The organism is Fictibacillus terranigra, from assembly GCF_030412265.1.
Taxonomy (GTDB): domain Bacteria; phylum Bacillota; class Bacilli; order Bacillales; family Fictibacillaceae; genus Fictibacillus_C; species Fictibacillus_C terrinigri.
The window spans coordinates 1,196,878-1,223,480 of record NZ_JAUHLN010000002.1 but is presented as its reverse complement, the minus strand read 5'-3'; the positions used below and the strand labels follow the sequence as shown (position 1 = coordinate 1,223,480).

Genomic DNA, 26,603 nt, shown 5'->3' with positions numbered 1-26,603 from the left:
GCTCCTTTTATGTTTTCGCTATTTGGCTGATTTAAAAGGGGAGAGGTTAAACTTCTCGATAAAGTGCTTCAATTTCTCAACGTTTTGTTCCTCATCAGCATAAGCAACATACCCATCCGGACGAATGAGGTAGAGTGAATTGTTTTTGAGTCCTGTATCATCCATGGAGTGATGCCATGGGAAGGAATGGGCAGGAAACCCTTCTTTGCCAACAAATTTTCTAATTCTGTCTTGAATCCTCCCATATATGTGAAGCTGCCAATCCATACTTTTTAAAACATCAAAATTATTGCCATTCTCCATTTGCACCCAGGGCAAGCGGTCACCGCCACGGATCTTTCCAGCAATGCCCGTGCTTAACTCGCTGTCCCTGTATTCAATCCGTGTCTGAGAAAGAGTGTTAAAAAGGACTCTGCGAGCAGCTGCAAAACCGAGCAGAATAGGAGCGGCATACGGGATCAGTACATTACGGATGAGCCGGTTCCGGGTATTGCGCCCGACTATAGTCTGGAAGGCGCGGTCAGTAGTGGAGACCAATGTGCGCGCGAAGGCAATCCGTTCGGTCTCATAGGTATCAAGGACTGAGGAATCTGCTTTATGATGAAGGACTGCAGCAAGCTTCCATGATAAGTTAACCGCATCTCCGATCCCGGTGTTCATTCCCTGGCCGCCGGCTGGACTGTGAATATGGCCGGCGTCACCCGCAATGAAGCATCTTCCCTTTCTGAAATGTTCGCTGACTCGGTGATGAACATGATAAGTGGAGAACCAGTTGACCTTTTTGATGGTCAGGCCTGTTTGCTGCTCAGCATAAGGCTGAATTTCCTCAAATGTGATGTCAGATCTCTGTTCCAGCTCACGCGGGATGATGCCGATCAGCCGAATCATTCCAGTTGTTCGGACCGGCATGAACAAGCAAAAACCATGATCATTAAAATGAGCCTTCAGCGATCGGTCCATCACTTCGTCTTCCGTTGATTCCAAATCTGCCACATAAAAGAGCTGGTCGTAGGTACCGCCGGGAAAGTCGAAGTGAAGTCCATGGCGAACGGTGCTGTGTGCTCCGTCACAGCCACACAAGTAGTCAACGTTAATGGCTTCTTCCTGCCCGCCTTTTTTGATAATGGCGCGTACCCCTTTCTCATGCTCCGAAAACGAGATCAGTTCTGTGTTCCACTCAACCCCGATGCCAGACTGGTTAAGCTGATCCACCAGAAATTCTTCATGGACATCCTGGGGCAGGCTTAGCGCGAATGGATAGGGGCTGATGTCCTTGCCAAGATCACTGAATTTAAATTCCGCTTTTTCTTTCAATCCTTCACGGAGGTGAACCGATTTTAACGGGATGCCGAGGCTCACCACCTCATCGGCAATACCAAGCTGACGATAAAATTCAAGAATTCGTGCATGTACGACCAATGCCCGGGAAGCCTTCCCCGGCCCCGAATGTTTTTCGATAATCCGGAACGGTATTCCGTATGTTTTGAGCTGAAGCGCGAGGACAAGGCCTGTGGGCCCTGCTCCAACGATCAAGACGCTTGTATTCATTCCAACGGCCTCCTAGATTCATCCCTTATAATGTTGCTTTTTAAACATTTTTTCTCACCTGGCTTCCATTGTCAACATGATTGAGAACTCTTCCCGAATGACGGCTGAATAACTAGAAACGATATTCATATTCATTTAATATTTCAAGACTGATATGGGACATGTGAACAAGCAATATTCATTAGATAAGCATTGATAATAGAAAAGACAAAATCTTTTTAAAAGGAGAAAAAAATGTTTGGAACTAGAAAAATTTGTTGACTCCCTTCCGATTCCCTCCATCATCAAACCAAATGTAACCTATCAAGGAAAGCCGCTTTATAATGTACGTATGCTTGAAACCCTTCACAAGTTTCATAGAGATTTACCTAAAACGAAAGTATGGGGCTATAATGGGTTAGTACCAGGTCCAACGTTTAATGTGGAAAAAAATCAACCTGTATATGTGAGATGGACAAACAATTTACCAGCAAAACATTTCTTGCCAGTCGATAAAACCATTCACGGAGCCCATCACAATCCCGAAGTACGAACGGTGGTGCACCTGCACGGAAGCCCCAGTGAACCAGCTAGCGATGGTCATCCCGAAGCATGGTTTACGAGAAACTTTAAACAAACAGGTCCTAGTTTCGTAAAAGAGATTTATCATTATACGAATCGAGAACGTGCAACTGCCCTATGGTATCATGACCATGCACTTGGGATTACCCGTCTGAATGTGTATGCAGGTCTTGCGGGTCTTTACTTCATTCGCGATGAACAAGAAAGGTCACTGCCGCTTCCAAAGGGTAAATACGAAATACCGCTTATCGTACAGGATCGATCATTTAATCCAGACGGTTCGCTCTTTTATCCTGCCCAGCCAGACGATCCATCCCCAAATTTACCGTATCCTTCTATCGTTCCTTCGTTTTTAGGGAATACCATTTCAGTCAACGGGAAAGTATGGCCATTTTTAAAAGTAGAGCCCCGCAAATACAGATTTCGTTTAGTAAATGCCTCCAATACTCGAACATACAAGTTCCAATTAAGCAACCTCAGTTCTTTCTTTTTAATCGGAACTGATGGAGGCCTTGTCGAACGGCCAATTAAAGTAAACAGTTTGGATGTTTCACCTGCGGAGCGAATTGACATCGTCGTTGATTTCTCAGAGTCAGCGGGGCAAAAAGTAGTTTTGCAAAATGGATTCGAATTAGAAAATCCCACCGGTGAGGTAATGGAATTCCAAGTCACTAAGAATTTAGCCTCCCTTGATCAAAGCAGAGTGCCATCTCTCTTAACCAGAATTGACCCTATTCCATTAAACAGAGTAAGAAAAGTAAGACGCATAACACTGCAGGATTCACAAGATGAATTTGGACGTCTTATGCTTTTATTTGACGATAAAAAATGGGATGATCCAGTGACAGAAACACCATTGCTTAAATCTGTCGAAGTATGGGAGTTAGTGAATTTAACCCCTGGCATACATCCTATTCATGTACATCTGGTTAATTTCCGTGTCCTTGATCGTTACGATGAGAATGGAAGATTATTGGACCCTATCCCAGCTGATTTCGGTTTAAAAGATACTGTTCTTGTAGGTCCAGGACAAACCGTTCGAATTATTATGAAGTTTGAGCCGTTTTCTGGAGACTATGTATGGCACTGTCATCGATTAGAGCATGAAGACCATGATATGATGAGACCGTTGAAAATCATCCCTCCCAATACCTATAGATACAAAATAAACGAATAGGTTAAGGTTACTGATATTCCAGCCGTGAATAAGAAGAGGAAGAGATGATTATCTCTTCCTCTCTACATTTATATTTAATCATTCTTTCCAGTGGAAATGAATTGTCCACGGTTTCGCCGTTCGGGTCCTGTTCCGTAATGTTCTCTTCTGAAAACACCCATTCTCAGTAAAACTATCCTATACTTGGCCACGGAACATGGACCAGATCATTACACATGACAAGAGCAATCCATTATATCGGATTTGATATAGATTGACGATTGAAGGAAAAAGGTAAAAGTCAATCGATTAGAAGACATGGAATTTCTTGATGAAAATCCATGTCTTTTCATTTCGGCAGACTGGTAGAAGGTATGAATAAGGATGATGTAGAATGTTATTACGAAAATTTTCACAGGGGAGAGGTAACTTGAAAATAGATAAAGTATTTGAATATGACATTAGTAAAGAGCGTTCGATGAAGATACAACAATTATTAACTGAAAGTTTTCCAGAGGTGTATCCGACGGATAGGATTTATTTTAAGCAGTTGCCGCATTTTAGATTTCTGGCCTTTAACCAGGAACATCAGCTCATAGGACATGTCGGGCTGGATTACAGAGTGATGAATTTAAACGGAAAAGCCGTAAAAATACTCGGAGTAATTGATTTGTGTGTTTCGCGAAACGCCCGGTCACAGGGTGTGGGCTCAAGGCTGCTTTTAGAAATTGATAGGTTTTCTCAGGGACGCAATATTGATTTTTTACTCTTATTTGCCGATAAAATAAACTTATATGTAAGAAATGGGTATCAACCAGTAAGAAATAATTGCAAATGGCTTCAGATTAATGATGAAACCCAAGCTACAAAAGGTATAGGTATTGAAGATCTTGAAGAGTTAATGATTAAGCAAGTCGGTATGACCAAATGGAGTGAAGGAGATCTTGATCTATTAGGCTATCTTTATTAAAATTCCTTTGTCATGAGTTTATGGGGAATATTTCTACCTTATCCGTGAGAATACTGACCATAAAACATCTATTGAATCAAGTGCTCGCATATTTTGAGGATTTTTACTATCATGAAACTAGCAGAGTCGAAACATCCTTGTGAAGGGGGCCAGATCATTTGAATATCAAACTCAACCAAAGCATCATCAAAGAAAAGTGCGGTACGGTCTCCTTCAAAAAGGGAGACTCTTTTTATCGAGCGGATAAAGTGAACTTCGATCTTTACAGTGCAGACAATTGCAAAGCAACAGTTACGGGTACAGAGGATTTTCACGTCACCATTGAATGTGAACCGAATGGAAGTTTTCGGTCGGAGTGCAGCTGCCCGACCCTTGCTTCATTCCAAAAAGATTGCCAGCACGTAGCAGCGGTATTGCTGATGATTTATCATCACCAGGAACGCGGAACGAACCCTGTGATTTCAGGTGGGAATCTTGCGGGATCTCTGGTGGATCAAGAACTGACAGAAGACTTTTTGAGCCTTTTTCATGATCAGCCGAAGCCAGCGAGCAAGCATCAGCTTCATTTCGAAAAAAGGCAGGTGCTCGATGTGGGATTTACCTGCAAACCTGTTGAGATCGGAAAAGGACAAACCGGGTTAGCGATAAGTGTCAAAATCGGTCCGGTTAAGGTTCAGCATATCCGGGATTTTCTTAAGCGGATGGAAAAAGGGTCTGCTGCCCCGCTTTCCCTTTCATTCACTTATGAACCAATCCATCATTGTTTTGAAAAAGAAAACGATGAGGTCCTTCGACACCTTACAAAAACCATGCATGATGAACAGGTGTATATGTACGAACTGTTTGAACGACCGAACGGGTTAACCCATAACGACCTCTTATTTATTAATCCTTCTTCGTGGGAAGGCCTTCTGCCTCTGCTTGAGAAAGCGCCGATCGTAAAGATGGAGTATGGCAGCACGCATAAACAGTTTCAGACATCGAAGGAACCGCTGAATTTACAGTTCGATTTTGAAGAGTCCAAGGAGAAGGACTATCAGTTGAAGATTGAAGGACTAAGTCAGATGGCTGTCTTACCTTCCTATCGCTCAGTCCTGTCTGAGGGGAGATTGTTTCCGTTAAAAAGTGATGACTGCGCTCGACTTTCAGAACTGAAACGAATGCTGGATGCATCAAGAACGAATATCATACCAATTTCACAAAAGCAAATGGGAATTTTTTTAGAAAAAGTCATTCCAGGCTTGAAACGCCTCGGATTGGTTCAAGTGTCCCGTGCGATAACGGAGCAGTTTGCCAGTATACCGTTAGTGGCCAAGCTATACTTGGATCGCGTGAAAAACCGGCTCCTTGCAGGGCTTGAGTTTCAGTATGATCATATCGTCATTGATCCGTTGGAAAGGCGTGCTCATCAGGAGAACTCAAAACTGATCAGAGATGTCGAGAAAGAGGAATTGATCCTCGAGCTTATGGAGAAAAGCTCATTTGCCAAGACGGATGGCGGATATTTTTTGAATAATGAAGAGCTGGAGTATGAGTTTTTATATCATGTCGTTCCTAAACTGCAAAAGTTTGTCCAAATCTATGCAACAACCGCTGTGAGAAATCGTATGTTCAGGGAGAATGCACGGCCGCAGATTAGAGTAAAGCTCAAAAAAGAAAGGACCAATTGGCTGGAGTTCAAATTTGCGATCGATGGCATTCCTGAAGGACAAATACGAGATGTTCTTTTGGCACTTGAGGAGAAAAGGAAATATTACCGTTTGAGAAACGGCGCCCTTCTTTCATTAGAAACGCGTGAATTTGAAGAAATTCAGCGTTTTCTGCATGCTTTGCCTGTTCCAAATCATGATTTGGAAAAAGGCCTCGAACTGCCGTTCATTCAAGGGATGCAAATGCTGGATGCAGCTGAGGATCATATGTTTGAATTGGAAAAATCATTCCTTCAATTCTTGGAAGAGCTTCGCAATCCGGACAGCCTGGAGTTCGAAGTACCTAGAGACATGGAACCGATCTTGAGAGATTATCAGAGAAAAGGATACCAATGGATGAAAACGCTTGCCAGATACGGATTTGGCGGTATCCTTGCTGATGATATGGGTTTGGGAAAAACGCTGCAAAGCATCACTTTCATCGAATCGGTGCTTCAGGATATTCGTGCAAAGAAGTCTCCGGTCCTCATTGTCTGCCCGTCCTCTTTAACGTACAACTGGCTGAGTGAAATAAAAAAATTTGCTCCAGACCTGCAAGCGGTTGTGGCAGATGGCGATAAAACAGAGAGATTCGACATCCTTAAGCAAATATTGGATCACGATGTGATTATCACCTCATATCCCTTGCTGCGCAAGGATATAGGATGGTATGAAAAACTAGCCTTTCACACGGTATTTTTTGATGAGGCACAGGCATTCAAGAATCCAGTGACACAAACCGCACGGGCAGTGAAGAAGATTCGGGCAGACCATCGTTTCGCGCTTACGGGTACGCCAGTGGAGAATGCTCTGGAAGAATTATGGTCGATCTTTCATGTTGTTTTTCCTGAGTTGTTAAGGGGTTTAAAGGAATTCAGTCATCTTTCCCGAAAAACCATCAATCGGCGGATATCGCCATTCTTGCTTAGACGGTTAAAAGAGGATGTCCTCATGGAGCTTCCTGAAAAAACGGAGTCATTGGAATCCGTGGAGCTGCTTCCAGAACAGAAGAAACTGTATGCTGCCTATTTGGCGAAGCTCCGCCATGACACACTGAAACATTTGGACAGAGATACGCTGCGAAAGAATCGCATAAAAATCCTTGCCGGTTTGACGCGATTACGCCAGATCTGCTGCCACCCGGCGTTATTCGTCGATAGCTACAAAGGGGCATCAGCGAAATTTACACAGTTAATGCAGATTGTTGAGGAATCCAAACTTTCCGGCAGAAGAGTACTGATCTTTTCCCAATTTACGAAGATGCTGGAGCTGGTCGGAAGAGAATTGGCGAACAAGGGGCTCCCTTTTTTCTATCTGGATGGACAAACTCCCTCCATGGAACGTGTAGCATTATGCAACCGATTCAATGCGGGAGAACGTGATTTTTTTCTTATTTCATTAAAAGCAGGGGGAACGGGCCTTAACTTGACGGGTGCCGATACGGTCATCCTTTATGATATATGGTGGAATCCTGCTGTCGAGGATCAAGCAGCTGACCGTGCCCATCGTATGGGCCAGGCGAATGCCGTACAGGTCATCAAACTGGTTGCACGAGGAACGATCGAAGAAAAAATGAACGAACTTCAAGAGAGAAAGAAAGATCTGATTGGAGAAATTATAGGTACAGGGGAGAAATCATCCTCTTCTCTTACCGAAGAAGACATTCGGGAGATTTTAATGTTATGAATCGAAGAGGAAGATAATAAACGGAGCTCGAAAACGGGGGAAGCGAGATGCCCAAAGTTAAGGTAAACGGAATTCACCTGTTATTACGAAGAGTATGAAAGCAGGCACCTTATTTTGTTGCATGGACTTGGCGGGGACCATCAGATGTTCGGCCTGGAAATTGAACAATTAGAATTATTGCCATCGATTCCAGAAGCCATGGCAAGTCGGAAAAAATTCGTCGATATACGATGGAAGATCATATACAGGATGTAATCGCTTAATGGATCACCTGGAGATTAAAAAAAGCGAAATTCTGGGCGTCTCTATGGGCAGCTACGTTGCTCAAGGGGTAGCGATTGCTGTACCGGAGCGCGTAGAGAAGCTGATCCTGGTCGTTGCCAAGGCGTTTGGGAAAACATCCTCAACAGCAAGCAGTTAACGTTCCTGTGCTCACTCCACAACAGCAGGAAGCCGCCAACAAAGCGCTTGAGAATTTTGATTTTCGGGATGATTTACATAAGATCACTGCGGATACTCTCGTAATCAGCGGGAAATATGACGGCTTGAATCCTCCAGACGATGGAAAGGAAGTAGCCCGTCTGATTCCTCATGCTGATTTTGTAGTATTTGAGAAATCTGGCCATGCCCCCAGCGTTGAAGAACCGAAACAAATTCCAATGTACTCGACGAGTTTTTAAGATCAGGAGCTGAAGCGGTGAGGCAACACTAAGAAGGCTGAACAAAACAGTCTTCTTTTGCTTTCATGACAGGCAGGACCAGCTGGAATCATGTCGAAAATAAAGGTGTTACAATCCCCAGCTGTTAAAAAAGGAGAGAGAGAAATGGAAGAAACGTGGAGCAATGTGGATGCCTATTTCAACTCCAAGCTTCATGGAGCGGATCCGGATATGGACTATATTTTGAAGGCGAACAGTGAGGCTGGCCTGCCTTCAATTGATGTCTCGCCCAGTCAAGGAAAGTTCCTCTATTTATTGGCTAAACTTCGAGGAGCAAAACATATTCTAGAAATAGGAACACTGGGCGGATACAGCAGCATTTGGATGGCGCGTGCACTGCCGGAAGACGGAAAGCTTATTACGTTGGAATACAGTGAAAAACATGCAAAGGTCGCTCGTGAAAATATCAGGAAAGCAGGGCTTGATGAAAAAATCGAAGTAATCGTAGGCCCTGCGCTCGAATCCTTGCCAACGCTTATCGGGAAAGGATATTCATCCTTTGACCTTATTTTCATTGATGCGGATAAGCCGAACAATCCCCATTATTTGAAATGGGCACTTCAACTTTCAAAGCCGGGTACCCTGATCATCGGTGATAATGTCGTACGAAACGGAAAAGTAGTGGAAGAAAACAGCCAGGATAGCAGTGTTCAGGGATCGAGGGCATTGTTGGATCTGTTGTCCACTGAACCGAAAATTGAAGCAACAGCTATGCAGACAGTCGGAAGCAAAGGCTACGATGGTTTTGTATTCGGTATTGTGAAAGAGTGAGTTGCTCGAAGAAAAGCCAATGTGGCCATTGGCTTTTCTTTGCGTTCACTATCCCGAACGCTGGCGAAGTAAAGTAATATGAGCGATATGATGGCGGCTGTGCCAGGAATATAGACCGATGTTTTGAGCCAGCGTCACAACACCGGAATCAGGGTGAGTGAACGTTTTTTCAAGTTCTGCTGCAGTTAACGATCTAAGCAGTACGGTCCATCTTGCGTGGAGCGCTTCAAACAATGAGATGGAAACGTCAATAGGCAGCCTGGAATCAGGAAGCATAGCCCAACGATCTTCATGGTATGGCCTGATGGCGGGATTCTCTTCAGTGAGCGCCAATTTAAAAGCGGATATAGCTGTTAAGATGGCTGTCAGGCAGATGGTGGACAACCTGGCGAATCGTCCAGCCACCTGGCCGATAAGGTGTATCCAATTGCTCTTCAGATAAATCTTGGACCGCTTCTTTTAACTGATTAGGCGCTTTCTCAAGATCCAGAATCCACTCTTCAATTTTAATAGCTGTAACGTTTTGTTCGAGTGAAAATAATCCAATCGGATAGCGTAAATCTATCATTCCCGTTGCTCCTTACGTTATATAGTAGATTGTTAGTTCATCCTTAATGGTGCCTGGCACCATTAAAAAGGGGAGTAGATCAAAAGCAGTTTTGATCTACTCCCCCTTAACATTTTTATCTTCTTATAATGGAACTTTCTGGTTGCGTAAGGTTACCTCCACTTTAGTGTTACAATAATCGATCAACTCTACCATATTGGCAATCAATTCTTTATGATAGATTTCCCCATTTTCTGCAGTAGAGACAGAGGGATCCCCAACTACCCCGATATGGTTTGAACTTTCGCGATACGTCGCTACATCACTCGGCAAGAAGATACGATCCCCATCGATAAACGGATCATGGTTTAAGAAGGAATGCTTCTCATGAATGTTTTTAACCGCAGCTTCCATATTGCAAAGCTCCGGAAAAAGGTGCATCATATGTGAAGTCTCCATTTCATCCGCATGGCCGACTCCCCCTGGCTCTGACTTTCTAATCTTTTTACCTATGGATTCTGCAAAATAGAACGGATCCACGATACAGATAAAAGCCCCTGTTTTATTTCTCAGTTTGGTGGCCGCGATCTTTAATGGCGGAAGATTTGCCTCTCTGTGGCCGTTGATTACAATGATTTTTTGAAACCCATGATAAGTTAAACTTTCACAAACATCCAGCATCAGATTTGTTAGTGTTTCTGGCCTTAAGGTAATGGTACCGGGATAGGCCATATGATGAGGAGCCCAGCCTACCCAGTTTGGTGGTGCGATAAGCGTATCTGTTTGTTTTGCAGCATCTTCTGCGACCTTGATCGCTACAAAAGAATCGGTCCCCATGGGCAGATGACGGGCGTGCTGCTCAACACTGCCGAATGGAACAATAATCGTCTGCTTTTCCTTTAAGTAATTTTGTACGTCTTCCCATTTGTTTTCTTGTAACCAAACACTTTTCAAAAGAAACCCTCCTACACTTTTTTATGATCAGTCATTGAATCAAATGATTGGTGTGTTCCCGCTTTTTTAAAAAATAAGTAAACGATGATACCTGTTACCATCCACGCAGCACCCATTAAAATAGCCTTTGGATCCAAATAGAACAATTCCACAATCGTGCCGGCAATTCCCAGGATTGGGAAAAGGAGCCCTCCAGGTATTTTAAAGGGCCTTTTTGTGTTCTTTTCTTTATAACGAAGAATGATAACTGCTACGTTAACTGCAATAAAAACCATTAAAGCGGTAAATACGCCGGCTGAAGCCACGAGGCTGAGATTTCCCGTAAGTGTTAGCAGGATGGCAAAAGCCCCTGTAATAAGGGTTGCCGTGCTCGGTGATTTGAATTTCGGATGAATTTTTCCGAAGGAAGACCATAATTGACCTTCTCTCGCCATGGCCAGCCCTACACGGGGACCTCCGATCATACAGCCTAAACCCGAAGTAATCGTCGCTGCAATCCCAGCTGCAGCCACAAAACTTGATGCCCATCCAGAGGTGACAACATTAAGAGCTGAAGCTAATGGTGCTTTGAGGGTAGGAAGTACGTCGGTAGGAACAAGAGTCACGGAGACCCAGCCCACTAGTGCATATAAGACAACAACGGTGGCAATTGCCCACACAGTCGCCCTCGGAATATCACGATGGGGATTTTTTGCCTCTTCCGCAACGGTGGTTATAGCATCGATATGAATCTGTCCGAAAGCAATAATTGCTGCCGCTGCCATTAGTCCGCCAAACCCCTGTGGGAGAAAAGGTGTCTGATGAATGGGCATTGCAAGTTGTGGGTGAAGAATCCCGAGCACAACAAATAAAAGAAGAGCAAATACTTTTACAATGACTAACAGATTAATAACGGATTTTGAAAAAGAGATGCCAAGATATAAAAGAGTGACGGTCAATACGCCCAATATGACAGCCCATACCGTAACGGACAGACCGGGCAGGAAAAACTGCGCATAAAGTCCAAACCCAAGCCAAACAGCGGCACCAACAACGATATACTGGGTCATGAGCGTCCATCCGACAACGGAAGCTACTATATTTCCCGTTCCTTGTCCCAATGTGGAAAAAGCCTTTTTACAGTATACATAGCTTGCTCCTGCCTGTGGATACATTGCTGAGAGCTCTGCGAAAGATAACGCGGTACAAATGGCGATGCCCCCTGCGATGAGGAAGCTTAAAAACAAGCCAGCTCCAGCTGGTTTTGCAGCAATTCCCGTAAGGACAAAGATACCCGTCCCTATGAGTGCAGCTACACCGAGTGAGTAAAGGTCAAGAAAAGAAAGTGATCGTTTTAGATTTTGTTGATTCACCAGCATGCCCTCCCATTATTTTAATTCCGAATATAGGAATAATTATTCCGTATATTAAAATTAGTTCGACCATTCTGACAACTTTCCTTCTGTTTTTACAAAAAAACACGTGTACACGTGTTTAACTTTTTAGCACCGATAGAATACTGGAAGAAGCTTCTTTCAAGTTGCTAATTAGCTCTGAAGTATCGTAAAAGAGACGATCATTTTCTAACCCAATGACACTCAGAGATGCTATGATCTCGTTCTGTGCATCAAAAACGGGAACAGCCAGCGCCATTGTCCCTACAGCAAGTTCTCCCTTACTGATCGCAAATCCTTGTTGCTTTATCATGGACAATTCACTTCGTATGTCTTCCTTTTTCATTGTATTAAGAGAGTTATGGAACTCTAAGAATCCCTTTTGCTCTTCCTCGGGAAGATAAGCCAAGAGGATCCGTGGACAGGCTGCTGAATGTAAAGGGACCCGCCGCCCGATTTCAGGATAGACCCGAATAGGCTGAAAGGAAGGGATCTGCTCTATGTAGACCGCTTCTCTTCCATCTTGGATCGCTAATTGTACCGTTAAATTCGTTTTGTTTCTTAAAGAGATCATTATATTTTTGGCCAGTTCCTTCAAATTGATCTGTTCCTTTACGAGTGCGGCCTTTTCTAGAAAACTCCAGCCAAGGCCGAATTGTATTTCACCTTTGGTTTGTGCTCTTCTGATATAACCGAATTTCTCCAGAGAACACAATAACCGGAACAAAGTGGTCTTTGGGTATCCGGATTCCTTGGAAAGCTGCTGCAACGTATAAAAGGGAGTGTTTTCTGAAAAGAACTCCAAGATGCTGAGAGCTTTTTCCACACTTCCATTTTTACTGCTTTTATCCATTCAGAACGTCTCCTTTACCGATGCATAATAGAAAATGAGGCTCTCTTCAAAAACTACCAAGGAAAAGCGTGAAAGTCCAGTGGTAGTTTTGGGCGAACACGCTTTAGATCAATAAAGTACAGCACTTCCATCCTATCTTTCTAGTTTACGATGGTAGAAAAACTAAATATTGCACCCTAATCGCAAGTGCACCACCCTTGTAGAGAATGATAACAAGGGTGGTGCACTTCATTAGTTATTGCTGTTTTTTCTTATTGAGCCAGGAGATCATTTCTTTAATCACTTCATCCTGCTGTTTCTTATTGGAAATCCGCGCTTTTTTGTCCCCGGCTTGCGGACCGTACATGCCAAACTGGGCATGGTTGCCGCCTTTGATCTCATAATAGGTTGTATTTGCCGGGTTAAAAGATTTGTTGCCATTGATCTTTGCTTTTGTTGTCAATCCGTCCCGTTCTCCATAAATGGACAGGAGAGGAAAGCGGGCTTTTGATAAATTTGAACCTTCCGTTGTATAGGAACCAAGGAAGATGATGCCTTTAATCTTATTGGGGTGTTTTAGAGCATAAGCGGAAGCTGCTGGTCCTCCTATTGAATGGCCGGCAATATACCATTTCTTAATAGCAGGATCGGCTTTCATCGCTTCGTCGGCTCTGTTTTTGCCGAGCAATGCCAGGTTCAGCGGCATTTTTGGAATGACAACGAGATACCCGGCATCAGCCACTTTTTTTGCCCAGTAGGAATATGCGGCTGGTTCCACTTTAGCACCAGGATAAAAAATGATGCCATCCGTGGGTTTCATATTTTTCGGTTTGAAAATATACAGGTCGTCTTGATGCAGGACCTCTTTTTTTACGTCCACTAACTGGTTCAATTGAGCGGTAGGCACGAAGGTCTTCTGGGTCCAGATGAGAAAACCGCCGGCATAGACAGCAAGCAAGAGCAGCAAGATGATAAGGACAAGCTTCAGTTTCTTATTCAAGTAAATCCTCCACATGTTCTCCCGGTACGGAAGAGGTTCTAGTATACCTTTCTAGTATGAACATAAACCGCATTCCTGACAACTAGGCAGTGATATGCGGCGATTTCCTTTTTCAATGACCACGGTTGAAATACCGGCTTTGGCTAAATAGACAGCTGCTATAAGCCCGGCGATCCCTCCGCCAATGATCACTGTTTCAAATGTTTCCATAAGATCACCACTTTCTCTTTTATAAGCAAGACGAGAAAGAGCGATCTTCTGTGACAAAAGACGAGGAATTTTCATGGTGAAGGGTAAACTAAAAAAAAATAAAGAAGGGAGAGATCACATGCAAATGAACGGAAACATCATCTCAGGAGAATTTGATGTGAGCATGAACGAGTTTTCACTGCAGCAAGTGAAACATCTGGCCACACAATCCACCCTATCCGTGAGCCAGTTAAATAAGCTTTACGGTTATCTTCAGAAGCATCAAAATGACTTGGATGGTCAGGTCATTACTCTATATGATGCGATGCCGGTCAGGCTGAGCAGTGAGGAGATTGGCTTGTTGCTTCATGACCTGAAGAGCATTCAGTCACTTTATCAATGACAAGCAACATCTTTGGACGATCGGCAAATTATTATATAGTAAACCAATGTAATAACTATGAAATAGGAGGGGAGAAAACTGAAATTATCAACAAAGATTCTTGCAGGATTGATTTTGGGTATTCTTGCGGGCGTTCTCTTACATGCATTGGTTCCCGGTCATGTTGGGAAGATTGATCATTATGTCCTGTCACCGATCGGACAAGCCTTTATTCGAGTCATTCAATTCATTGTCGTTCCTGTCGTATTCACGTCACTGATCATAGGACTGACAAGTCTCCAGGGAACGGGAAAGATCGGTTCATATACTGCCAAACTCCTCCCGCTGTATATCATCACCAGCTCGATAGCCCTCGCGATCGGCATGCTCATGGCGGCGGTCCTCAAGCCAGGTACAGGGATCTCTCTTTCAAAAATGGCGGAAGCACCGGATAAAACACAGAAAAGCCAATCCTTAGTGGACTGGTTAGTAGGCATCGTACCGACGAATCCTTTTGAAGCTTTGAGTACAGCAAACTTGCTGCAGGTTATTATCTCAGCGGTTTTAATCGGAGCAGCCATGAATCTCGTAAAGGAGAAAGCCAAACCTTTTAGGGCTTTGGTTGAAAGTGTGTATGCGATCGTGGAAAAAATATTGCAAATCATATTAAAGGTGGCTCCGATCGGTGTGTTTGCTTTAATAGCCTCCGTCATTGCCTCGCAAGGCTTCGGTATCGTAAAAAAGCTTCTGTTGTATGTCGTTGGTTTAATAGCAGCGATTATTGTGATGACGGTGATCTACTATCTGTTTCTACTGATCGTTGGAGCCAAGCCAAACCATTTCTTTAAAAGCTTTTTTCCTTCATTCTCTTTGGCGTTTGGCACCGCAAGCTCTAATGCCGCGCTGCCAGTATCCATGGATAACGCAAAAAGCCATTACGGGATGAGACAAGAAATCACCAGCTTTGCCCTGCCGTTTGGTACAGCTGTTAAACGGGATGGAGCGGCCATACTCCAAGGGTTCAACGCTCTTTTCATTGCCCAATTCTTTGATGTACCCATAACCGCTTCTTTAATCACATCAGTTTTTATCAGTGCCCTGCTTGTTTCCTTCAGTACAGCTGGTGTGCCAGGTGCAGGCATCATTATGATGACCACTGTATTGTCCGCGGCTGGCTTGCCCCTTGAAGGGATTGCAATCGTTGCGGGAGTGGACCGGTTGACCGATGGTTTCCGAACTGCACTGAACGTCATTGGAAGCACGGCAAATGCAGCAGTGATCAATCGCTGGGATAAGAATAAAAAGACGGGCGGCTAACGAGCCATCCGTCTTTTTTTTAAAGGCAGATGCGGTTCGATCATCCATCTAAATTTTATACAATTTCGTGGCGAGGGGCATGAAAAAGGAAAGAATGCTTCCATTGAAAAATGCGGTCAAAACCGTTCCAATGCCGATGGGGCCGTGGAGAAGAAAGGCGAGTATAAGAATCACAATGCTGATCACCAGACGAGATAAAGCGAGCGTCCAGCCAGCCTGGTTTTGAAGAATGAGCATAAGACGGTCCAGGGGAATAGGTGCAAATTTGGCTTGTAAATAGAGGGATGTTCCGATACCAATGGCCACCATGCCTAAAGTGAGCAGCAAGAATTGAGAGAAGCAGGAAATGGGCATCAGCCAGTTTTGAAGGGTGAAGAGCCAGAAATCGATGCCAGCCCCGGTGATGAAAGCCGTCATTAATGCTAAGTATTCGGGCCGGCTTCGAGAAACAGCTGCATTTAAATAGATCATCAACAGGGCAATGAGAATTTCCCACGAGCCTACAGTAAGCCCAATGCTTCGAAACAATCCAACGAGAAGTGCATCGTAAGGGGAAGTGCCGGATTTTGAAAGAATGGTTAGTGCGATGCCAAGCGAGAGTATAAGAATACCTATCGTAAAGAATGATAATTTTCTTTTGATCATATCTATGGCCCCTTTAACAATTAAAACCCTGGATTCAGATGATCCAAGGGTTATCTTCATTACTATATGCCGGGTCTTGTCTTCCATAAATCCGTCGGGTGCGGATTTAGAACCCAATTTTATCCCGTTCCTCGCCATTCATGTTAAAATATGGTGGTAATGTTAAATATGTGTGATGTATCGGGAAAGGGGTAATGGAATGTGGAAGAACCGTAACTTTTTATTACTTATGTTTGGTGTCGCCGTTTCGAGTACCGGTCTATGGGTCGGGATTATCGGCAACCTTGAATTTTTGCAGAAGAACGTAGAGTCATCCTTTTTACAGGCACTGATCATTCTGTCAGGATTTTTGGTCGGGATCTTTCTTGCTCCCATGGCAGGGAGGATCATTGACCGTGGAGATAAGAAGAAAATCCTCATTTATGCCGGTTTGGCCAGGTGCTTTGCAATCGGTTTCATGTACTTGGCCATTGCCTATGAAAATGTCTGGTGGATGCTGATCTACACGTTCATCATCGGAATCGCGGGAACGTTCTCCAATCCCGCCATGCAGACGCTCATTCCGCTGATTGTGAGAAAAGAAGAACTTCTGCAGGCAAACGGTGTATATATGAACATTTTTACAGGTGCAAGAATCGCAGGGACAGCGCTTGGGGGAGCAATGCTCGTCGGTATGTCGCTGACAGCAATGTATACATTGACACTTGTAACGTATGTAATACTCCTCCTCTCGACTTTTTACATTTCAGTAGAGGGAAAAGTGAAGGAGAAGTCAGCAGACAGAAAGAAAGAGAACTTCTTCACTACGTTAAAAGAACTTTATCCTATCGTGAGAAAACAATCGAAGGTCGTATACGGTATCTTTCTTCTCATACCGCCTTACCTATTTCTTTCTGGTTTTAACTTGATGGTCATCGAGATCAGCCAAATCCAGCACAATCCCGGTATTAAAGGGATTCTCTATACAACAGAGGGGCTTTGTGTATTTCTTGGTACCTTTCTGGCCCGAAAGTTCTTTCGCGAACGTCCGCGGCTGCCGTTTCTGTTTGGCATCACCTTTCTTATCGCGACGGCTCATACATCATTATTTTTAGCGGCTCATCCCGCGATGTCTGTTGTTTCGTTTGGCCTGTTCGGCCTTTCAGCGGGTATGCTTTTCCCTGTGACCACGACTATTTTCCAAACGGACATCCCTTCTGACTATCATGGACGGTTTTTCTCCATTAAAGGAATGACCGACAACATTATCTTTCAGATTCTTATGCTGTTAACCGGGTTATTCCTGGATACGATTGGTTTTGAAAAGATGGTGATCGGCTTCGGGATCAGCTCATTCGTTATCGCTTCGATCATACTGATGCAATACCGGTCGAAAGTGAGCCGAAATAAAAGAAAGCCAGTAATGTTGGCGAAATAATACTTGTTTGAAGAAAGCCAGGTACCGGCCATTTTTGTAAAGTACATTTAATTCGTTAGAAGGAATATTCTGTAGGACAGAGAAATTAATTAAGAGTGATGATGAGGCGCTATTCCGCTTTTTTTCATCATTTGCTGATTTGCTTCATAAGGTAGAGCAGAGAGAGATTAAAAAAAGGAGGTAAGTCTAATGGCTTGGTTCTTGCTGCTGTTGATCGCGGCGGCCGTTATGATTGGATTTTTTGTATATTCCAGCAAAGCAACAAAGACTGCACTCCAAGAGGATGACTCCGTTCGACTTTTAGAATCAGAGAATGCGAAAAATAATAGTTCATACAATGGAGGACCGATGTAACTCGGTTCTTTTTTTAGGAGGTGCTCATGCAGATCTTGTTGATTCGGCACGGGGAATCAGAAGATGATTTTCTAGAAGAAGACTACACAGGCTCAACTGATTTGCCGCTGACACGCCGAGGGGTTGATCAAGTGGATAAAATGGCACTTCGTGTGTGTACAGAACTTCTGCCTGATGTGATTTGGAGCAGTACCCTGATCAGAGCCAGACAGGCTGCTGATCGACTCTCCAAAAAAACAGGCTGCCCGGTAACCTACATAGAGAACCTTAAAGAACAACAGGAAAATGAATCTAAAACTGATTTCAGGCTGAGGGGTGAAAGTAACTTATCGTCGATTAAAGAACTTGGCAAGGATATTAAAAGAGTGGCCGTTGTTTCTCATGGAGGCATGATCACACAAATCATTGAAAGCTTCGTGGGGCTGCCTTCCGGCAATACTGTTTGGTTTCACTCTGACAATACAGGCATGCATCTGCTTGAGTACACTCGTCACGGAAAACTTATCCGATTCACAAATTGCACCTCCCACTTAAAAAATGAATAAGAAAATTTAGGCAGTAGGGTGTTGCACTTATTTTATATCTGTAGTAATATAAACGGGAACGTACGTTCGAAAAATAATAAAATGAGGTGTCTGATATGATCGTAGGGCTGTATCCTTATTTAGTAACGAATGGAAATGGACAAGAAGCTGTTAAGTTTTATGAAAAGGCATTAAATGCGAAGGTTTTATCTGTACAAACTTTCGGCGATCAGCCGGAGAATCCGGAATATCCTGTTCCTGCAGAAGCAAAAGACCGTGTTATGAATGCCCATTTAAAAGTAGGAGATCATGACTTGATGCTATCTGATACGTTCCCGGGGATGCCCTATGAAACTGGAGACCAAGTAACAGTAGCGATCACAATCGACAGCGCCGAAAACTCCAAAGAAATTTTTGAGAAGTTAAAAGAGGGCGGAAAAGTGATCATGGAGCTGCAGGAAACCTTCTGGAGCCCATCTTATGGCCAGCTTAAAGATAAATACGGAGTGACTTGGCAAATCTCAACACTGGGAAAATAAATACATCGTTATAAAAAAGCTGCCTAGGCGGCTTTTTTTACTTATGTTTGATTCCACTTAAACAGAGTGGGATTTAAAATGGCAAGAGTGGTTAGATCTGAAATGAATAGTCAGGAACCGGAAAAAGCAGCTGCATTCTATTCAAATGTTTTTGGATGGCAGGTGGATGAACCTCGTTGGCACTATCGGTTGTTGCCACAGGAGAGGATCGATCAGAAGAAATCGATGGAGGAATAGCAAAAGGACCTCACGATTTTCCGCATGGTACTCGGATTCAAATCGAAGTAGAATCCATTGATGAGGCAATTTCAAAAGCAAAAGAGAACGGAGCGATCATCGTTCGGGAGAAGATGGAATTTGAAGAATTTTATCTAGCTTACCTGGTCGATCCGGCTAGAATTGGCTTTGGCCTCATTTCAGAAGAAGTTTTATAGGTAATCATTTGAAACTTTCCTATAACAGATCCGTAAATTGGTTTAGTCGGAAATTTGGAAGGGGAGTTAAGGCATGCTGACACCATCCTTTGAACAAAAGCTTACTACATATACCGATATATACAGTCAGCTGAAAACGGCGTTTAAATGGAAAATGGGTGACCCAAAAACGCTCATGATGATCGCTTCCATGTATGTGATCAACGAAAAACCGTTTGATTTAAGGCGGTTTGAGTCATTGAGCGATTATATTAAAGAACAGGTAGGAGCGTTCAATACGCTAAAGTCTTCCTATCGTTACACAACAGCCGCGATGCTCGATGTGCGTTTTGAGAATTCTGAAGAGAAGTTCCATCGCCTGCTTGAAGTGTATGAAAAGATGGTCGCTGGTAAATTCAGCAGGGGTGCCTCTACTTATATTGCAGCTCAAGTGATGCTGGAGCAAATCGAAAATGGCAGAATGGAGGACATCGAACGAGTTATGCAAGTGTACAAAGGGATGTCATCCAATCATTTTTTTCTTACCTCCAGTACAGATTATCCGCTGGCCGTCCTTCTTGCAGAACGGGAAGGAACGGTAAACGATTTGATGAAACAGATCGAGTATTTCTATAAATGTCTGAATCAGCAAGGATTTGCGAAAGGGAATGACTTGCAGTTCTTAAGCCACATCCTGTCTCTAGGGGACGAAAATAAGGCGGATGCCCTTATCGAACAATGTACAAAAGTGGCAGATGCCTTCAGAACACAGTGGAAAAAGCCAAAAGGGATGCATTATCCGCTGACCGGTCTCCTCGCTCTATTAAAAGAAGGGGAAAAGGAAGTGGCGACTGTTTTGAAAGCCGCAGACCGTTTAAGCGACGAGAAGCATTTTAAGTGGCATAAAGACATGAATATCCTAATGGCGGCCAATTTCCTACTGAGTGAGAAGATGCATGACACTACCTTGCTCGGGGCCGGAATCTTTGCAGCCATCGAGGCAATCATGCAAGCACAGCAAGCAGCGGCGATTGCAGCCATTGCTGCCACAACTGCAGCTTCTTCCTCGAGTGCAGGAAGCTAGTACCCCTAAAAAAAGAACTGCAGGGGCAGTTCTTTTTTATTCACTCACTGCACCAGTCTCTAAGGGGTGTTGCGCTAAATACGCTTGGCTGGGCGGATTATAGAGATCTTTGGATTGAACGCGGGTTGTTCCTTTTTCCTTTTTTCCTGCATAAATTAAGGTACTAAGGAAAAGGGGAAACCACAATGCTCGAGATCTTTTCTGTCATTGGCGCAATCATTGGTTTTGGCGTTATGCTTTGGGTACGTGCACAGCTTAGAAGTGCAAAGGTGTTTCAGAAGATCGTTTCTCAAGATAACGGGATCCTTCTCTTATTCATGTATTTGGCTATTGGAGCGGTTGGATTACTGATTGTGGGAGTATGCTTGAACTACTTATATGAAGTCGGCGGCGGCCCCATCTATTGAGAAATTTGTCGATTTAGTTTTATGCCCAAAATAAAAAACTATTGTGAATATCGTGAAAGTATAGTAGGTTTAATGGCAACGGGATTTATAACTGAATAGAAGTTTAAGAGTGCTCAAGTTTACATTGAGATAATAGGGAAACCGGTGCGAGTCCGGTGCAGCCCCCGCTACTGTAAGCATGGATGATCTTGTGACGAACCACTGGCCAAAAGGCTGGGAAGGAAACAGGAATCAGTTGATATGCGAGCCAGGAGACCTGCTTTTAAATGAGTAATACGATTCTCGGAGGGAGGATGATGTGTTAACATGCAATGGAAATCATGGATTGAATGATTTGGCATGAGTCGATATAGGGTGACCTATTTGTCTACTAACCTTCCGTTACCGTTTTATGATGAAACGGTATTTTATTAGGGGGCTGACATATAGAGTCGCCCTTTTTTGCGTGCAAAAAAAATCAAGAGGAAGTGATCTGATGACGACTTGGAACTTAAATGGAACGATGAGCCACGTATTGATCTGCAACGGATCCAGCTGTATGCGGAAAGGCGGCGAGGAAGTCACTCAGGCAATCAGGGACGAAATTAAGAAGCAGGATCTCGATGCTTTGGTGCATACGACAAGAACCCGATGTAATGGCCGGTGCAAGGACGCCTGTGTTGCGATCGTCTATCCGGAGGGAGCATGGTATAAAATGCCGGATGAACATGCCGCCCGAGAAATGGTAAAAGGCCATTTGTTAAAAGGAGAAAAGGTGAAAGAGCTCCTCATTTACGAGTACGGTGAGAACGGATTCTCCCTGACAGAAGAAAATGGCTGGACCAAAGGGATTCAAAAGGGAGAAAAAAAGGAGGCTGTCCGCTGATGGAACTTATCACTTTTGCCATGCTTGCGATCTTCATAGGCATGCGCCATGGATTGGATGGGGATCATGTCGCAGCCATTGCAGATATGGTCGGCAGTGAAAAGAAACGGAGACGGCAGCTGTCCCTGGGAATCATGTACGCTCTTGGCCATGGGGCCATCGTCTTTTTTATCGGCCTTCTTTCGATCTATGTGGGAGCGAAGATGCCAGCCAGTGCTCAAAGCTATTTGGAACTCTCGGTCAGTGTCACCTTAATCGTGCTGGGTGCCATCATCCTGCTGTCCATCTTCCAAAGCAAGCAGGACTATGAATATAAAAGCAGACTGGAAATTGTCATGCAATACATAAGAAAGGTCACAGGCTCCCAAAACAAAGAGGATTCCAGCCTGACGAAGTTTGGCATCATCGGAGCTTTTATTATTGGAATCATCCATGGAATCGGTGTAGAAAGCCCGACACAGATCGCTGTTGTCTCACATGCAGCCGGATTAGGGAGTGTTTCCGGTGCAACGGCTCAGCTCGTATTGTTTGTTGTCGGACTGCTGTTCTCAACCATCTGTGTAACGTTTCTGTTCACGTGGGGATTTATGAAGGCGAGCATAAAGAAAGGATTTTACATCGTATTAGGCTGTATAACCGGTTTTTACAGTGTAGGCCTTGGGGTCTATATGATGGCTGAACTGCTGAAAGGAGGATTTTAAATTGAAAGGGAAACTCTTGATCATCGGATTCGGTCCAGGAAGCTATGACCATATTACGGAGCGGGCGAAGCAGGCAATTCAGGAAAGTGACTGCATTGTTGGCTACAAGACCTATGTGGAACTGATCCAGGGGTTAATCACGGATCAAAAGGTGATCAGCACCGGAATGTCAGAGGAAGTCAGCCGGGCTCAGGCTGCGGTCAAACTGGCGGAAGAAGGGAAGAAGGTCGCTGTAATTTCCAGTGGTGATGCGGGAGTTTACGGTATGAGCGGCCTCGTCTATGAGGTGCTTGTTGAAAAAGGCTGGAAAGAAGAAACTGGAGTAGAGGTTGAAGTCATTCCAGGCATTTCTGCGATTAACTCCTGCGCGTCACTGCTCGGCGCACCCGTTATGCATGATGCTTGTACGATCAGCTTAAGCGACCATCTAACGCCGTGGAAATTAATCGAAAAGAGGATTGAGGCAGCGGCACAGGCTGATTTTGTCATTGCCTTCTACAATCCAAAAAGCGGACGCCGTACGAGGCAGATCGTAGAAGCTCAAACCATCCTGCTGAAGCATCGTTCACCGGATACACCGGTTGGGCTGGTGAAAAGCGCCTACCGGGACAGGGAGGACGTTGTCATCACCAGCTTAAGAGAGATGCTTGATCACGAGATCGGCATGCTGACAACGGTCATCGTTGGCAACTCACAGACCTTTTTGTATGACAGCAATAAACTGATCACGCCAAGGGGCTATCAACGGAAATACACACTGAACACAGAAAAACAGCGGCTGAAACCGCATGAGCGCCTTCGAAAAGAGAATGAACCATGGGCGCTGCAGGACGAGGAACCGGAGAAAGAACATCAGCCAGAAAAAGAGACTCAGAAGGCCTCTGCTCTCGAGTTGGCGACAGAAGCGCTCGCTTTGTCGTCTGGTAATCAAACGGAACCGCAAAAAGAAGAATCTCCTGTTCCATCCGGTGTGGAATCCATCCTGGAATTTGGAGTGAGTCCGGGCCTCGTGAACAAGAAGTTTACGGCCAAGCAGCTGATGACATTGGCCGAAGTCGTAGGCGAACATGGGGAGATGGAATATACCCCCCACCATCTGATCAAGGTACAGCTGTCGACGGACAAGCCGGAACAGGTGACCGAACAGCTGGAGGCCGAAGGATTTCTGCTGCTGCCGGCAGGTGATGTTCTGCAGATTAAAGCGTGTGATTTTTGTGACGGTGAAAAATATGATTCCATTCCTTATGTGGAGCAGCTGCAGGACGAGCTTGGAGGAATGCCGCTTCCTAAAGAACTGAAGCTCGGCTTTAACGGATGCGGTATGGCTTGCTATGGGGGTGTTCAGGAAGACATCGGCATCGTGTTCCGCAAAGGGAAATTCGATCTGTTCTTGGGAGGCAAGCCTCTGAGCCGGACAGCCCATTCCGCTCAGCCGGTGATGGAAGGAATTGAGCCGGAGAAGCTCGTCGGCATCGTAACGTCCATCATTCAGGAATACGAGGAAAAAGGCCATCCGAATGAACGGTTCTTCAAGTTCTTTAAACGCGTACAACAGGTAGGCGGATTCAAACATAGAGACATGGCCCCGGTCATCGAACTGGAACCTGCGCCATGCGGGGATTGAGGAGGAAAACAATGAACGCAATCTTAATGGTAGGCCACGGAAGCCGTGATGCAGAAGGAAACGATCAGGTGCGGGCATTTATCGAAGGGATTAAGCCAATGGTAAACCATGAGGTGCTCGTAGAAACATGCTTCCTGGAATTTGAGAGCCCAAACATTCACCAGGGAATCGAGGCGTGTGTCAAAAAGGGAGCGACCTCAGTTGCAGTTGTTCCGATCATGCTGCTCCCAGCGGGACATTCCAAAATCCATATTCCAGCTGCGATAGATGAAGCGAAAGAAAGTTATCCGCATGTGAATTTCACGTATGGAAGGCCGATTGGCATCCATGAAGCGGCACTGGATATCCTGAACTGCCGTTTGGAAGAGATTGGAGAAAACACGAACGCTCCCGAGGAAGATACGGCCGTGATCCTGCTGGGCCGCGGAGGCAGTGATCCTGATGCCAACAGCGATCTGTATAAAATCACAAGGCTACTGTGGGAGAAGCTGAATTACAAGATCATCGAGCCGGCGTTCATGGGTGTGACTGATCCGCTCATTGCGGAAGGGGTGGAGCGCTGCATCAAGCTTGGTGCGAAAAAGGTCATCATACTTCCGTATTTCTTATTCACCGGAATCCTGATCAACCGTCTGGAGAAATTGGTGGATGATTTTCAGGAACAATATCCAGCGCATACTTTCCAGCTCGCCCACTATTTTGGATTTCATCCGAACCTGCAAACCATTATTCTAGACCGCATCGAAGAAGTACTGGAAGGGGAAGTGAAGATGAATTGTGATACATGCCAGTACCGTTTGGATGCGATGGAGCATATTGATCATCATCACCACGATCATGACCACGTCCATGGGCATCACCACCACCACCATCATCATGAACATACTCACGCAGGAGAGGAGCAAAAGGTATGATCCTTTTTCTCGCAGGTACGAGCGATGCGAGGGAGCTCGCATTAACCATCAAGGCGGCGGGATATCCGCTTCTTGCTACGGTCGTAACGGAGAATGCCGCTCGCGAGCTTAAAGAACATGGGCTGGACGTACATACCGGACGGCTGGATGAGGAAGAGTTCGGCACCTTTATTGAAAAACATAAGATCACAGCCGTGGTCGATGCCTCTCATCCGTTCGCTGAGGAAGCGAGCAAGAACGCAATGGCCGGAGCAAAATCAAAAGGGGTCCTTTATATCCGCTATGAGCGGGATACCCAAAGCTATCATGATAACAACCTGCTCCTCGCCGACACATATGAAGAGGCAGCAGATCAGGCGGCAAGGATTGGCGGAGTGGTGATGCTGACGACCGGAAGCAAGACGCTTCAAACGTTTACAGAAAAATTGCTGGATCTTCCGGATACTACTTTAATCGCCCGAATGCTGCCGAGAAAAGACAACATGGAGAAATGCGAGGAGCTCGGGCTTAAGCAAAAAAACATCGTCGCCATTCAAGGGCCTTTTTCCAAAGATTTCAACAAGGCGCTGTTTCAGCAGTTTAACGTTACCGTCATGGTGACGAAGGAAAGCGGCAAACAGGGAGCCGTCGATGAAAAAGTAGAAGCAGCTCTGGAAATGGGCATTCAAGTCGTAATGATTAAACGGCCGAAGATCACGTATGAGAATCGCTATTCGAACTTTGAAGAAATCGTAAATCATATTTCCCGGGAATGGAGAGGAGTATTGGCATGATGGATTTTAAAACGGAATTTAAACCGCTGACCGTCCAGCCGCAGCAAATTGAAGGACGGAGCTTTGAGATGATTGATGAAGAGATTGGAGAGCATCACTTTACAGAGGAGCAATATCCTATCGTTCGCCGTGTCATCCACGCGTCTGCCGATTTTGAGCTCGGAAAGAGCATGCTGTTTCATCCGGATGCTGTCCAGGCGGGCATTCAAGCGATCAGAAACGGAAAAAAAGTGGTGGCAGATGTGCAGATGGTACAGGTCGGTGTGAGCAAGCCCCGAATTGAAAAATACGGCGGTGAAGTGAGGGTCTACATCTCGGATCCGGACGTAATGGAGGAAGCAAAGAGGCTGAACACCACTCGCGCCATCATATCCATACGTAAAGCGATCAAAGAAGCGGATGGCGGAATTTTTGCCATCGGAAACGCACCGACTGCTCTCCTCGAATTGATTCGTCTCGTTAAAGAGGGAGAAGCGAAGCCGGGGCTGGTGATCGGACTGCCCGTCGGTTTCGTATCAGCGGCAGAATCGAAAGAAGAATTGGCGAAGCTTGATATCCCTTATATTACGAACCTTGGACGCAAAGGCGGCAGTACGGTTACGGTTGCCGCATTGAACGCGATTTCCCTTCTTGCAGAACAGGTCTAAACC

General features: G+C 44.8%; 28 protein-coding genes, 1 pseudogene and 1 riboswitch. Of the genes and pseudogenes, 21 read left to right on the top strand and 8 right to left on the bottom strand.

Annotation, left to right across the window (positions count from 1 at the left end; genetic code table 11):
- Positions 1-18: 18 nt before the first annotated feature.
- Positions 19-1,548, bottom strand: coding sequence for an FAD-dependent monooxygenase (locus QYF49_RS14235; protein ID WP_290400225.1), 1,530 nt, complete (start codon positions 1,546-1,548; stop codon positions 19-21).
- Between the two features lie 238 nt (positions 1,549-1,786).
- Between QYF49_RS14235 and QYF49_RS14230 the strand changes: the two genes are divergently transcribed.
- The 6 genes from QYF49_RS14230 to QYF49_RS14205 all read left to right on the top strand — a co-directional run bounded on the left by QYF49_RS14230 (position 1,787) and on the right by QYF49_RS14205 (position 9,099).
- A complete protein-coding gene (locus QYF49_RS14230; protein ID WP_290400224.1) occupies positions 1,787-3,286 on the top strand; it encodes a multicopper oxidase family protein in 1,500 nt (499 codons plus the stop codon).
- A 409-nt stretch (positions 3,287-3,695) separates the two neighbouring features.
- The gene (locus tag QYF49_RS14225; RefSeq protein ID WP_290400223.1) at positions 3,696-4,235 is read left to right on the top strand and encodes a GNAT family N-acetyltransferase; all 540 of its coding nucleotides are present in this window, start codon (positions 3,696-3,698) and stop codon (positions 4,233-4,235) included.
- 158 nt (positions 4,236-4,393) lie between these two features.
- Positions 4,394-7,609 carry a DEAD/DEAH box helicase gene (locus QYF49_RS14220; RefSeq protein WP_290400222.1) on the top strand — a complete coding sequence of 1,072 codons (3,216 nt, stop codon included), beginning with the start codon at positions 4,394-4,396 and terminating at the stop codon, positions 7,607-7,609.
- Positions 7,610-7,871: 262 nt separating this feature from the next.
- Positions 7,872-8,030, top strand: coding sequence for an alpha/beta fold hydrolase (locus tag QYF49_RS14215; RefSeq protein ID WP_290400221.1), 159 nt, complete (start codon positions 7,872-7,874; stop codon positions 8,028-8,030).
- 7 nt (positions 8,031-8,037) lie between these two features.
- Positions 8,038-8,289, top strand: coding sequence for an alpha/beta fold hydrolase (locus QYF49_RS14210; RefSeq protein WP_290400220.1), 252 nt, complete (start codon positions 8,038-8,040; stop codon positions 8,287-8,289).
- 144 nt (positions 8,290-8,433) lie between these two features.
- A complete protein-coding gene (locus tag QYF49_RS14205; RefSeq protein ID WP_290400219.1) occupies positions 8,434-9,099 on the top strand; it encodes an O-methyltransferase in 666 nt (221 codons plus the stop codon).
- A gap of 48 nt (positions 9,100-9,147) precedes the next feature.
- On the opposite strand, the pseudogene QYF49_RS14200 reads toward QYF49_RS14205, so the two are convergent.
- The 6 genes and pseudogenes from QYF49_RS14200 to QYF49_RS14175 all read right to left on the bottom strand — a co-directional run bounded on the left by QYF49_RS14200 (position 9,148) and on the right by QYF49_RS14175 (position 14,015).
- Positions 9,148-9,667: pseudogene (locus tag QYF49_RS14200) on the bottom strand (YfiT family bacillithiol transferase).
- A gap of 123 nt (positions 9,668-9,790) precedes the next feature.
- Positions 9,791-10,600, bottom strand: coding sequence for a creatininase family protein (locus QYF49_RS14195; protein ID WP_290400218.1), 810 nt, complete (start codon positions 10,598-10,600; stop codon positions 9,791-9,793).
- Between the two features lie 11 nt (positions 10,601-10,611).
- On the bottom strand, positions 10,612-11,952 hold the full coding sequence (locus QYF49_RS14190; RefSeq protein ID WP_290400217.1) for an APC family permease: 1,341 nt from the start codon (positions 11,950-11,952) through the stop codon (positions 10,612-10,614).
- 121 nt (positions 11,953-12,073) lie between these two features.
- On the bottom strand, positions 12,074-12,826 hold the full coding sequence (locus QYF49_RS14185; RefSeq protein ID WP_290400216.1) for an IclR family transcriptional regulator: 753 nt from the start codon (positions 12,824-12,826) through the stop codon (positions 12,074-12,076).
- Between the two features lie 235 nt (positions 12,827-13,061).
- On the bottom strand, positions 13,062-13,805 hold the full coding sequence (locus QYF49_RS14180; RefSeq protein WP_290400215.1) for an alpha/beta fold hydrolase: 744 nt from the start codon (positions 13,803-13,805) through the stop codon (positions 13,062-13,064).
- A 51-nt stretch (positions 13,806-13,856) separates the two neighbouring features.
- Complete coding sequence (locus QYF49_RS14175; RefSeq protein WP_290400214.1) at positions 13,857-14,015, bottom strand: FAD-dependent oxidoreductase; 159 nt, start codon at positions 14,013-14,015, stop codon at positions 13,857-13,859.
- A 73-nt stretch (positions 14,016-14,088) separates the two neighbouring features.
- Here QYF49_RS14175 and QYF49_RS14170 point away from each other — a divergent pair, with 73 nt between their 5' ends.
- Together QYF49_RS14170 and QYF49_RS14165 are read left to right on the top strand one after the other, a co-directional pair.
- Positions 14,089-14,397, top strand: coding sequence for a hypothetical protein (locus QYF49_RS14170; RefSeq protein WP_290400213.1), 309 nt, complete (start codon positions 14,089-14,091; stop codon positions 14,395-14,397).
- A 78-nt stretch (positions 14,398-14,475) separates the two neighbouring features.
- Entirely contained in the window at positions 14,476-15,693 is a 1,218-nt protein-coding gene (locus tag QYF49_RS14165; protein WP_354005840.1) for a dicarboxylate/amino acid:cation symporter, read from the top strand.
- Positions 15,694-15,741: 48 nt separating this feature from the next.
- Here the strand turns inward: QYF49_RS14165 and QYF49_RS14160 are convergent, their stop codons facing one another.
- Complete coding sequence (locus tag QYF49_RS14160) at positions 15,742-16,338, bottom strand: YczE/YyaS/YitT family protein (protein ID WP_290400212.1); 597 nt, start codon at positions 16,336-16,338, stop codon at positions 15,742-15,744.
- 199 nt (positions 16,339-16,537) lie between these two features.
- On the opposite strand from QYF49_RS14160, the gene QYF49_RS14155 reads away from it, so the two are divergent.
- The 13 genes from QYF49_RS14155 (at position 16,538) to QYF49_RS14095 (ending at position 26,600) form a co-directional block, all read left to right on the top strand.
- Positions 16,538-17,755: an MFS transporter gene (locus tag QYF49_RS14155; protein WP_290400211.1), complete on the top strand. Its 1,218-nt coding sequence runs from the start codon at positions 16,538-16,540 to the stop codon at positions 17,753-17,755.
- A gap of 189 nt (positions 17,756-17,944) precedes the next feature.
- Positions 17,945-18,109, top strand: a complete 165-nt coding sequence (locus QYF49_RS14150) for a hypothetical protein (protein ID WP_290400210.1) — start codon at positions 17,945-17,947, stop codon at positions 18,107-18,109.
- Positions 18,110-18,135: 26 nt separating this feature from the next.
- The gene (locus tag QYF49_RS14145) at positions 18,136-18,654 is read left to right on the top strand and encodes a histidine phosphatase family protein (RefSeq protein ID WP_290400209.1); all 519 of its coding nucleotides are present in this window, start codon (positions 18,136-18,138) and stop codon (positions 18,652-18,654) included.
- Positions 18,655-18,749: 95 nt separating this feature from the next.
- The gene (locus QYF49_RS14140; protein ID WP_290400208.1) at positions 18,750-19,172 is read left to right on the top strand and encodes a VOC family protein; all 423 of its coding nucleotides are present in this window, start codon (positions 18,750-18,752) and stop codon (positions 19,170-19,172) included.
- A gap of 176 nt (positions 19,173-19,348) precedes the next feature.
- A complete protein-coding gene (locus QYF49_RS14135) occupies positions 19,349-19,606 on the top strand; it encodes a VOC family protein (protein ID WP_354005827.1) in 258 nt (85 codons plus the stop codon).
- A gap of 73 nt (positions 19,607-19,679) precedes the next feature.
- Positions 19,680-20,669 (top strand): DUF4003 family protein, encoded by a 990-nt coding sequence (locus tag QYF49_RS14130; protein ID WP_290400207.1) that lies wholly within the window; start codon positions 19,680-19,682, stop codon positions 20,667-20,669.
- 185 nt (positions 20,670-20,854) lie between these two features.
- Complete coding sequence (locus tag QYF49_RS14125; RefSeq protein WP_290400206.1) at positions 20,855-21,076, top strand: hypothetical protein; 222 nt, start codon at positions 20,855-20,857, stop codon at positions 21,074-21,076.
- Positions 21,077-21,166: 90 nt separating this feature from the next.
- A riboswitch (cobalamin riboswitch) is annotated at positions 21,167-21,354 on the top strand.
- Between the two features lie 197 nt (positions 21,355-21,551).
- Positions 21,552-21,941: a (2Fe-2S) ferredoxin domain-containing protein gene (locus tag QYF49_RS14120; RefSeq protein WP_290400205.1), complete on the top strand. Its 390-nt coding sequence runs from the start codon at positions 21,552-21,554 to the stop codon at positions 21,939-21,941.
- On the top strand, positions 21,941-22,642 hold the full coding sequence (locus tag QYF49_RS14115) for a HoxN/HupN/NixA family nickel/cobalt transporter (RefSeq protein ID WP_290400204.1): 702 nt from the start codon (positions 21,941-21,943) through the stop codon (positions 22,640-22,642). The genes QYF49_RS14120 and QYF49_RS14115 overlap by 1 nt, the downstream gene beginning before the upstream one ends.
- A 1-nt stretch (position 22,643) precedes the next feature.
- Positions 22,644-24,266: a precorrin-3B C(17)-methyltransferase gene (cobJ, locus tag QYF49_RS14110; protein WP_290400203.1), complete on the top strand. Its 1,623-nt coding sequence runs from the start codon at positions 22,644-22,646 to the stop codon at positions 24,264-24,266.
- An 11-nt stretch (positions 24,267-24,277) separates the two neighbouring features.
- Positions 24,278-25,180 carry a sirohydrochlorin chelatase gene (locus tag QYF49_RS14105; protein WP_290400202.1) on the top strand — a complete coding sequence of 301 codons (903 nt, stop codon included), beginning with the start codon at positions 24,278-24,280 and terminating at the stop codon, positions 25,178-25,180.
- Positions 25,177-25,953 carry a precorrin-6A reductase gene (cobK, locus tag QYF49_RS14100; RefSeq protein WP_290400201.1) on the top strand — a complete coding sequence of 259 codons (777 nt, stop codon included), beginning with the start codon at positions 25,177-25,179 and terminating at the stop codon, positions 25,951-25,953. The genes QYF49_RS14105 and cobK overlap by 4 nt, the downstream gene beginning before the upstream one ends.
- On the top strand, positions 25,953-26,600 hold the full coding sequence (locus QYF49_RS14095; RefSeq protein WP_290400459.1) for a precorrin-8X methylmutase: 648 nt from the start codon (positions 25,953-25,955) through the stop codon (positions 26,598-26,600). The genes cobK and QYF49_RS14095 overlap by 1 nt, the downstream gene beginning before the upstream one ends.
- Positions 26,601-26,603 lie beyond the last annotated feature (3 nt).

Excerpts from the sequence above, each read along its gene's own strand:
- QYF49_RS14130 (WP_290400207.1), top strand. The coding sequence starts at position 19,680 with ATGCTGACACCATCCTTTGAACAAAAGCTTACTACATATACCGATATA.
- QYF49_RS14235 (WP_290400225.1), bottom strand. The coding sequence starts at position 1,548 with ATGAATACAAGCGTCTTGATCGTTGGAGCAGGGCCCACAGGCCTTGTC.
- QYF49_RS14115 (WP_290400204.1), top strand. The coding sequence starts at position 21,941 with ATGGAACTTATCACTTTTGCCATGCTTGCGATCTTCATAGGCATGCGC.
- QYF49_RS14175 (WP_290400214.1), bottom strand. The coding sequence starts at position 14,015 with ATGGAAACATTTGAAACAGTGATCATTGGCGGAGGGATCGCCGGGCTT.
- QYF49_RS14215 (WP_290400221.1), top strand. The coding sequence starts at position 7,872 with ATGGATCACCTGGAGATTAAAAAAAGCGAAATTCTGGGCGTCTCTATG.
- QYF49_RS14185 (WP_290400216.1), bottom strand. The coding sequence starts at position 12,826 with ATGGATAAAAGCAGTAAAAATGGAAGTGTGGAAAAAGCTCTCAGCATC.
- QYF49_RS14125 (WP_290400206.1), top strand. The coding sequence starts at position 20,855 with ATGCTCGAGATCTTTTCTGTCATTGGCGCAATCATTGGTTTTGGCGTT.
- QYF49_RS14160 (WP_290400212.1), bottom strand. The coding sequence starts at position 16,338 with ATGATCAAAAGAAAATTATCATTCTTTACGATAGGTATTCTTATACTC.
- QYF49_RS14140 (WP_290400208.1), top strand. The coding sequence starts at position 18,750 with ATGATCGTAGGGCTGTATCCTTATTTAGTAACGAATGGAAATGGACAA.
- QYF49_RS14170 (WP_290400213.1), top strand. The coding sequence starts at position 14,089 with ATGGTGAAGGGTAAACTAAAAAAAAATAAAGAAGGGAGAGATCACATG.
- QYF49_RS14105 (WP_290400202.1), top strand. The coding sequence starts at position 24,278 with ATGAACGCAATCTTAATGGTAGGCCACGGAAGCCGTGATGCAGAAGGA.
- QYF49_RS14205 (WP_290400219.1), top strand. The coding sequence starts at position 8,434 with ATGGAAGAAACGTGGAGCAATGTGGATGCCTATTTCAACTCCAAGCTT.
- QYF49_RS14145 (WP_290400209.1), top strand. The coding sequence starts at position 18,136 with ATGCAGATCTTGTTGATTCGGCACGGGGAATCAGAAGATGATTTTCTA.
- QYF49_RS14155 (WP_290400211.1), top strand. The coding sequence starts at position 16,538 with ATGTGGAAGAACCGTAACTTTTTATTACTTATGTTTGGTGTCGCCGTT.
- QYF49_RS14150 (WP_290400210.1), top strand. The coding sequence starts at position 17,945 with ATGGCTTGGTTCTTGCTGCTGTTGATCGCGGCGGCCGTTATGATTGGA.
- cobK (WP_290400201.1), top strand. The coding sequence starts at position 25,177 with ATGATCCTTTTTCTCGCAGGTACGAGCGATGCGAGGGAGCTCGCATTA.
- QYF49_RS14120 (WP_290400205.1), top strand. The coding sequence starts at position 21,552 with ATGACGACTTGGAACTTAAATGGAACGATGAGCCACGTATTGATCTGC.
- QYF49_RS14095 (WP_290400459.1), top strand. The coding sequence starts at position 25,953 with ATGGATTTTAAAACGGAATTTAAACCGCTGACCGTCCAGCCGCAGCAA.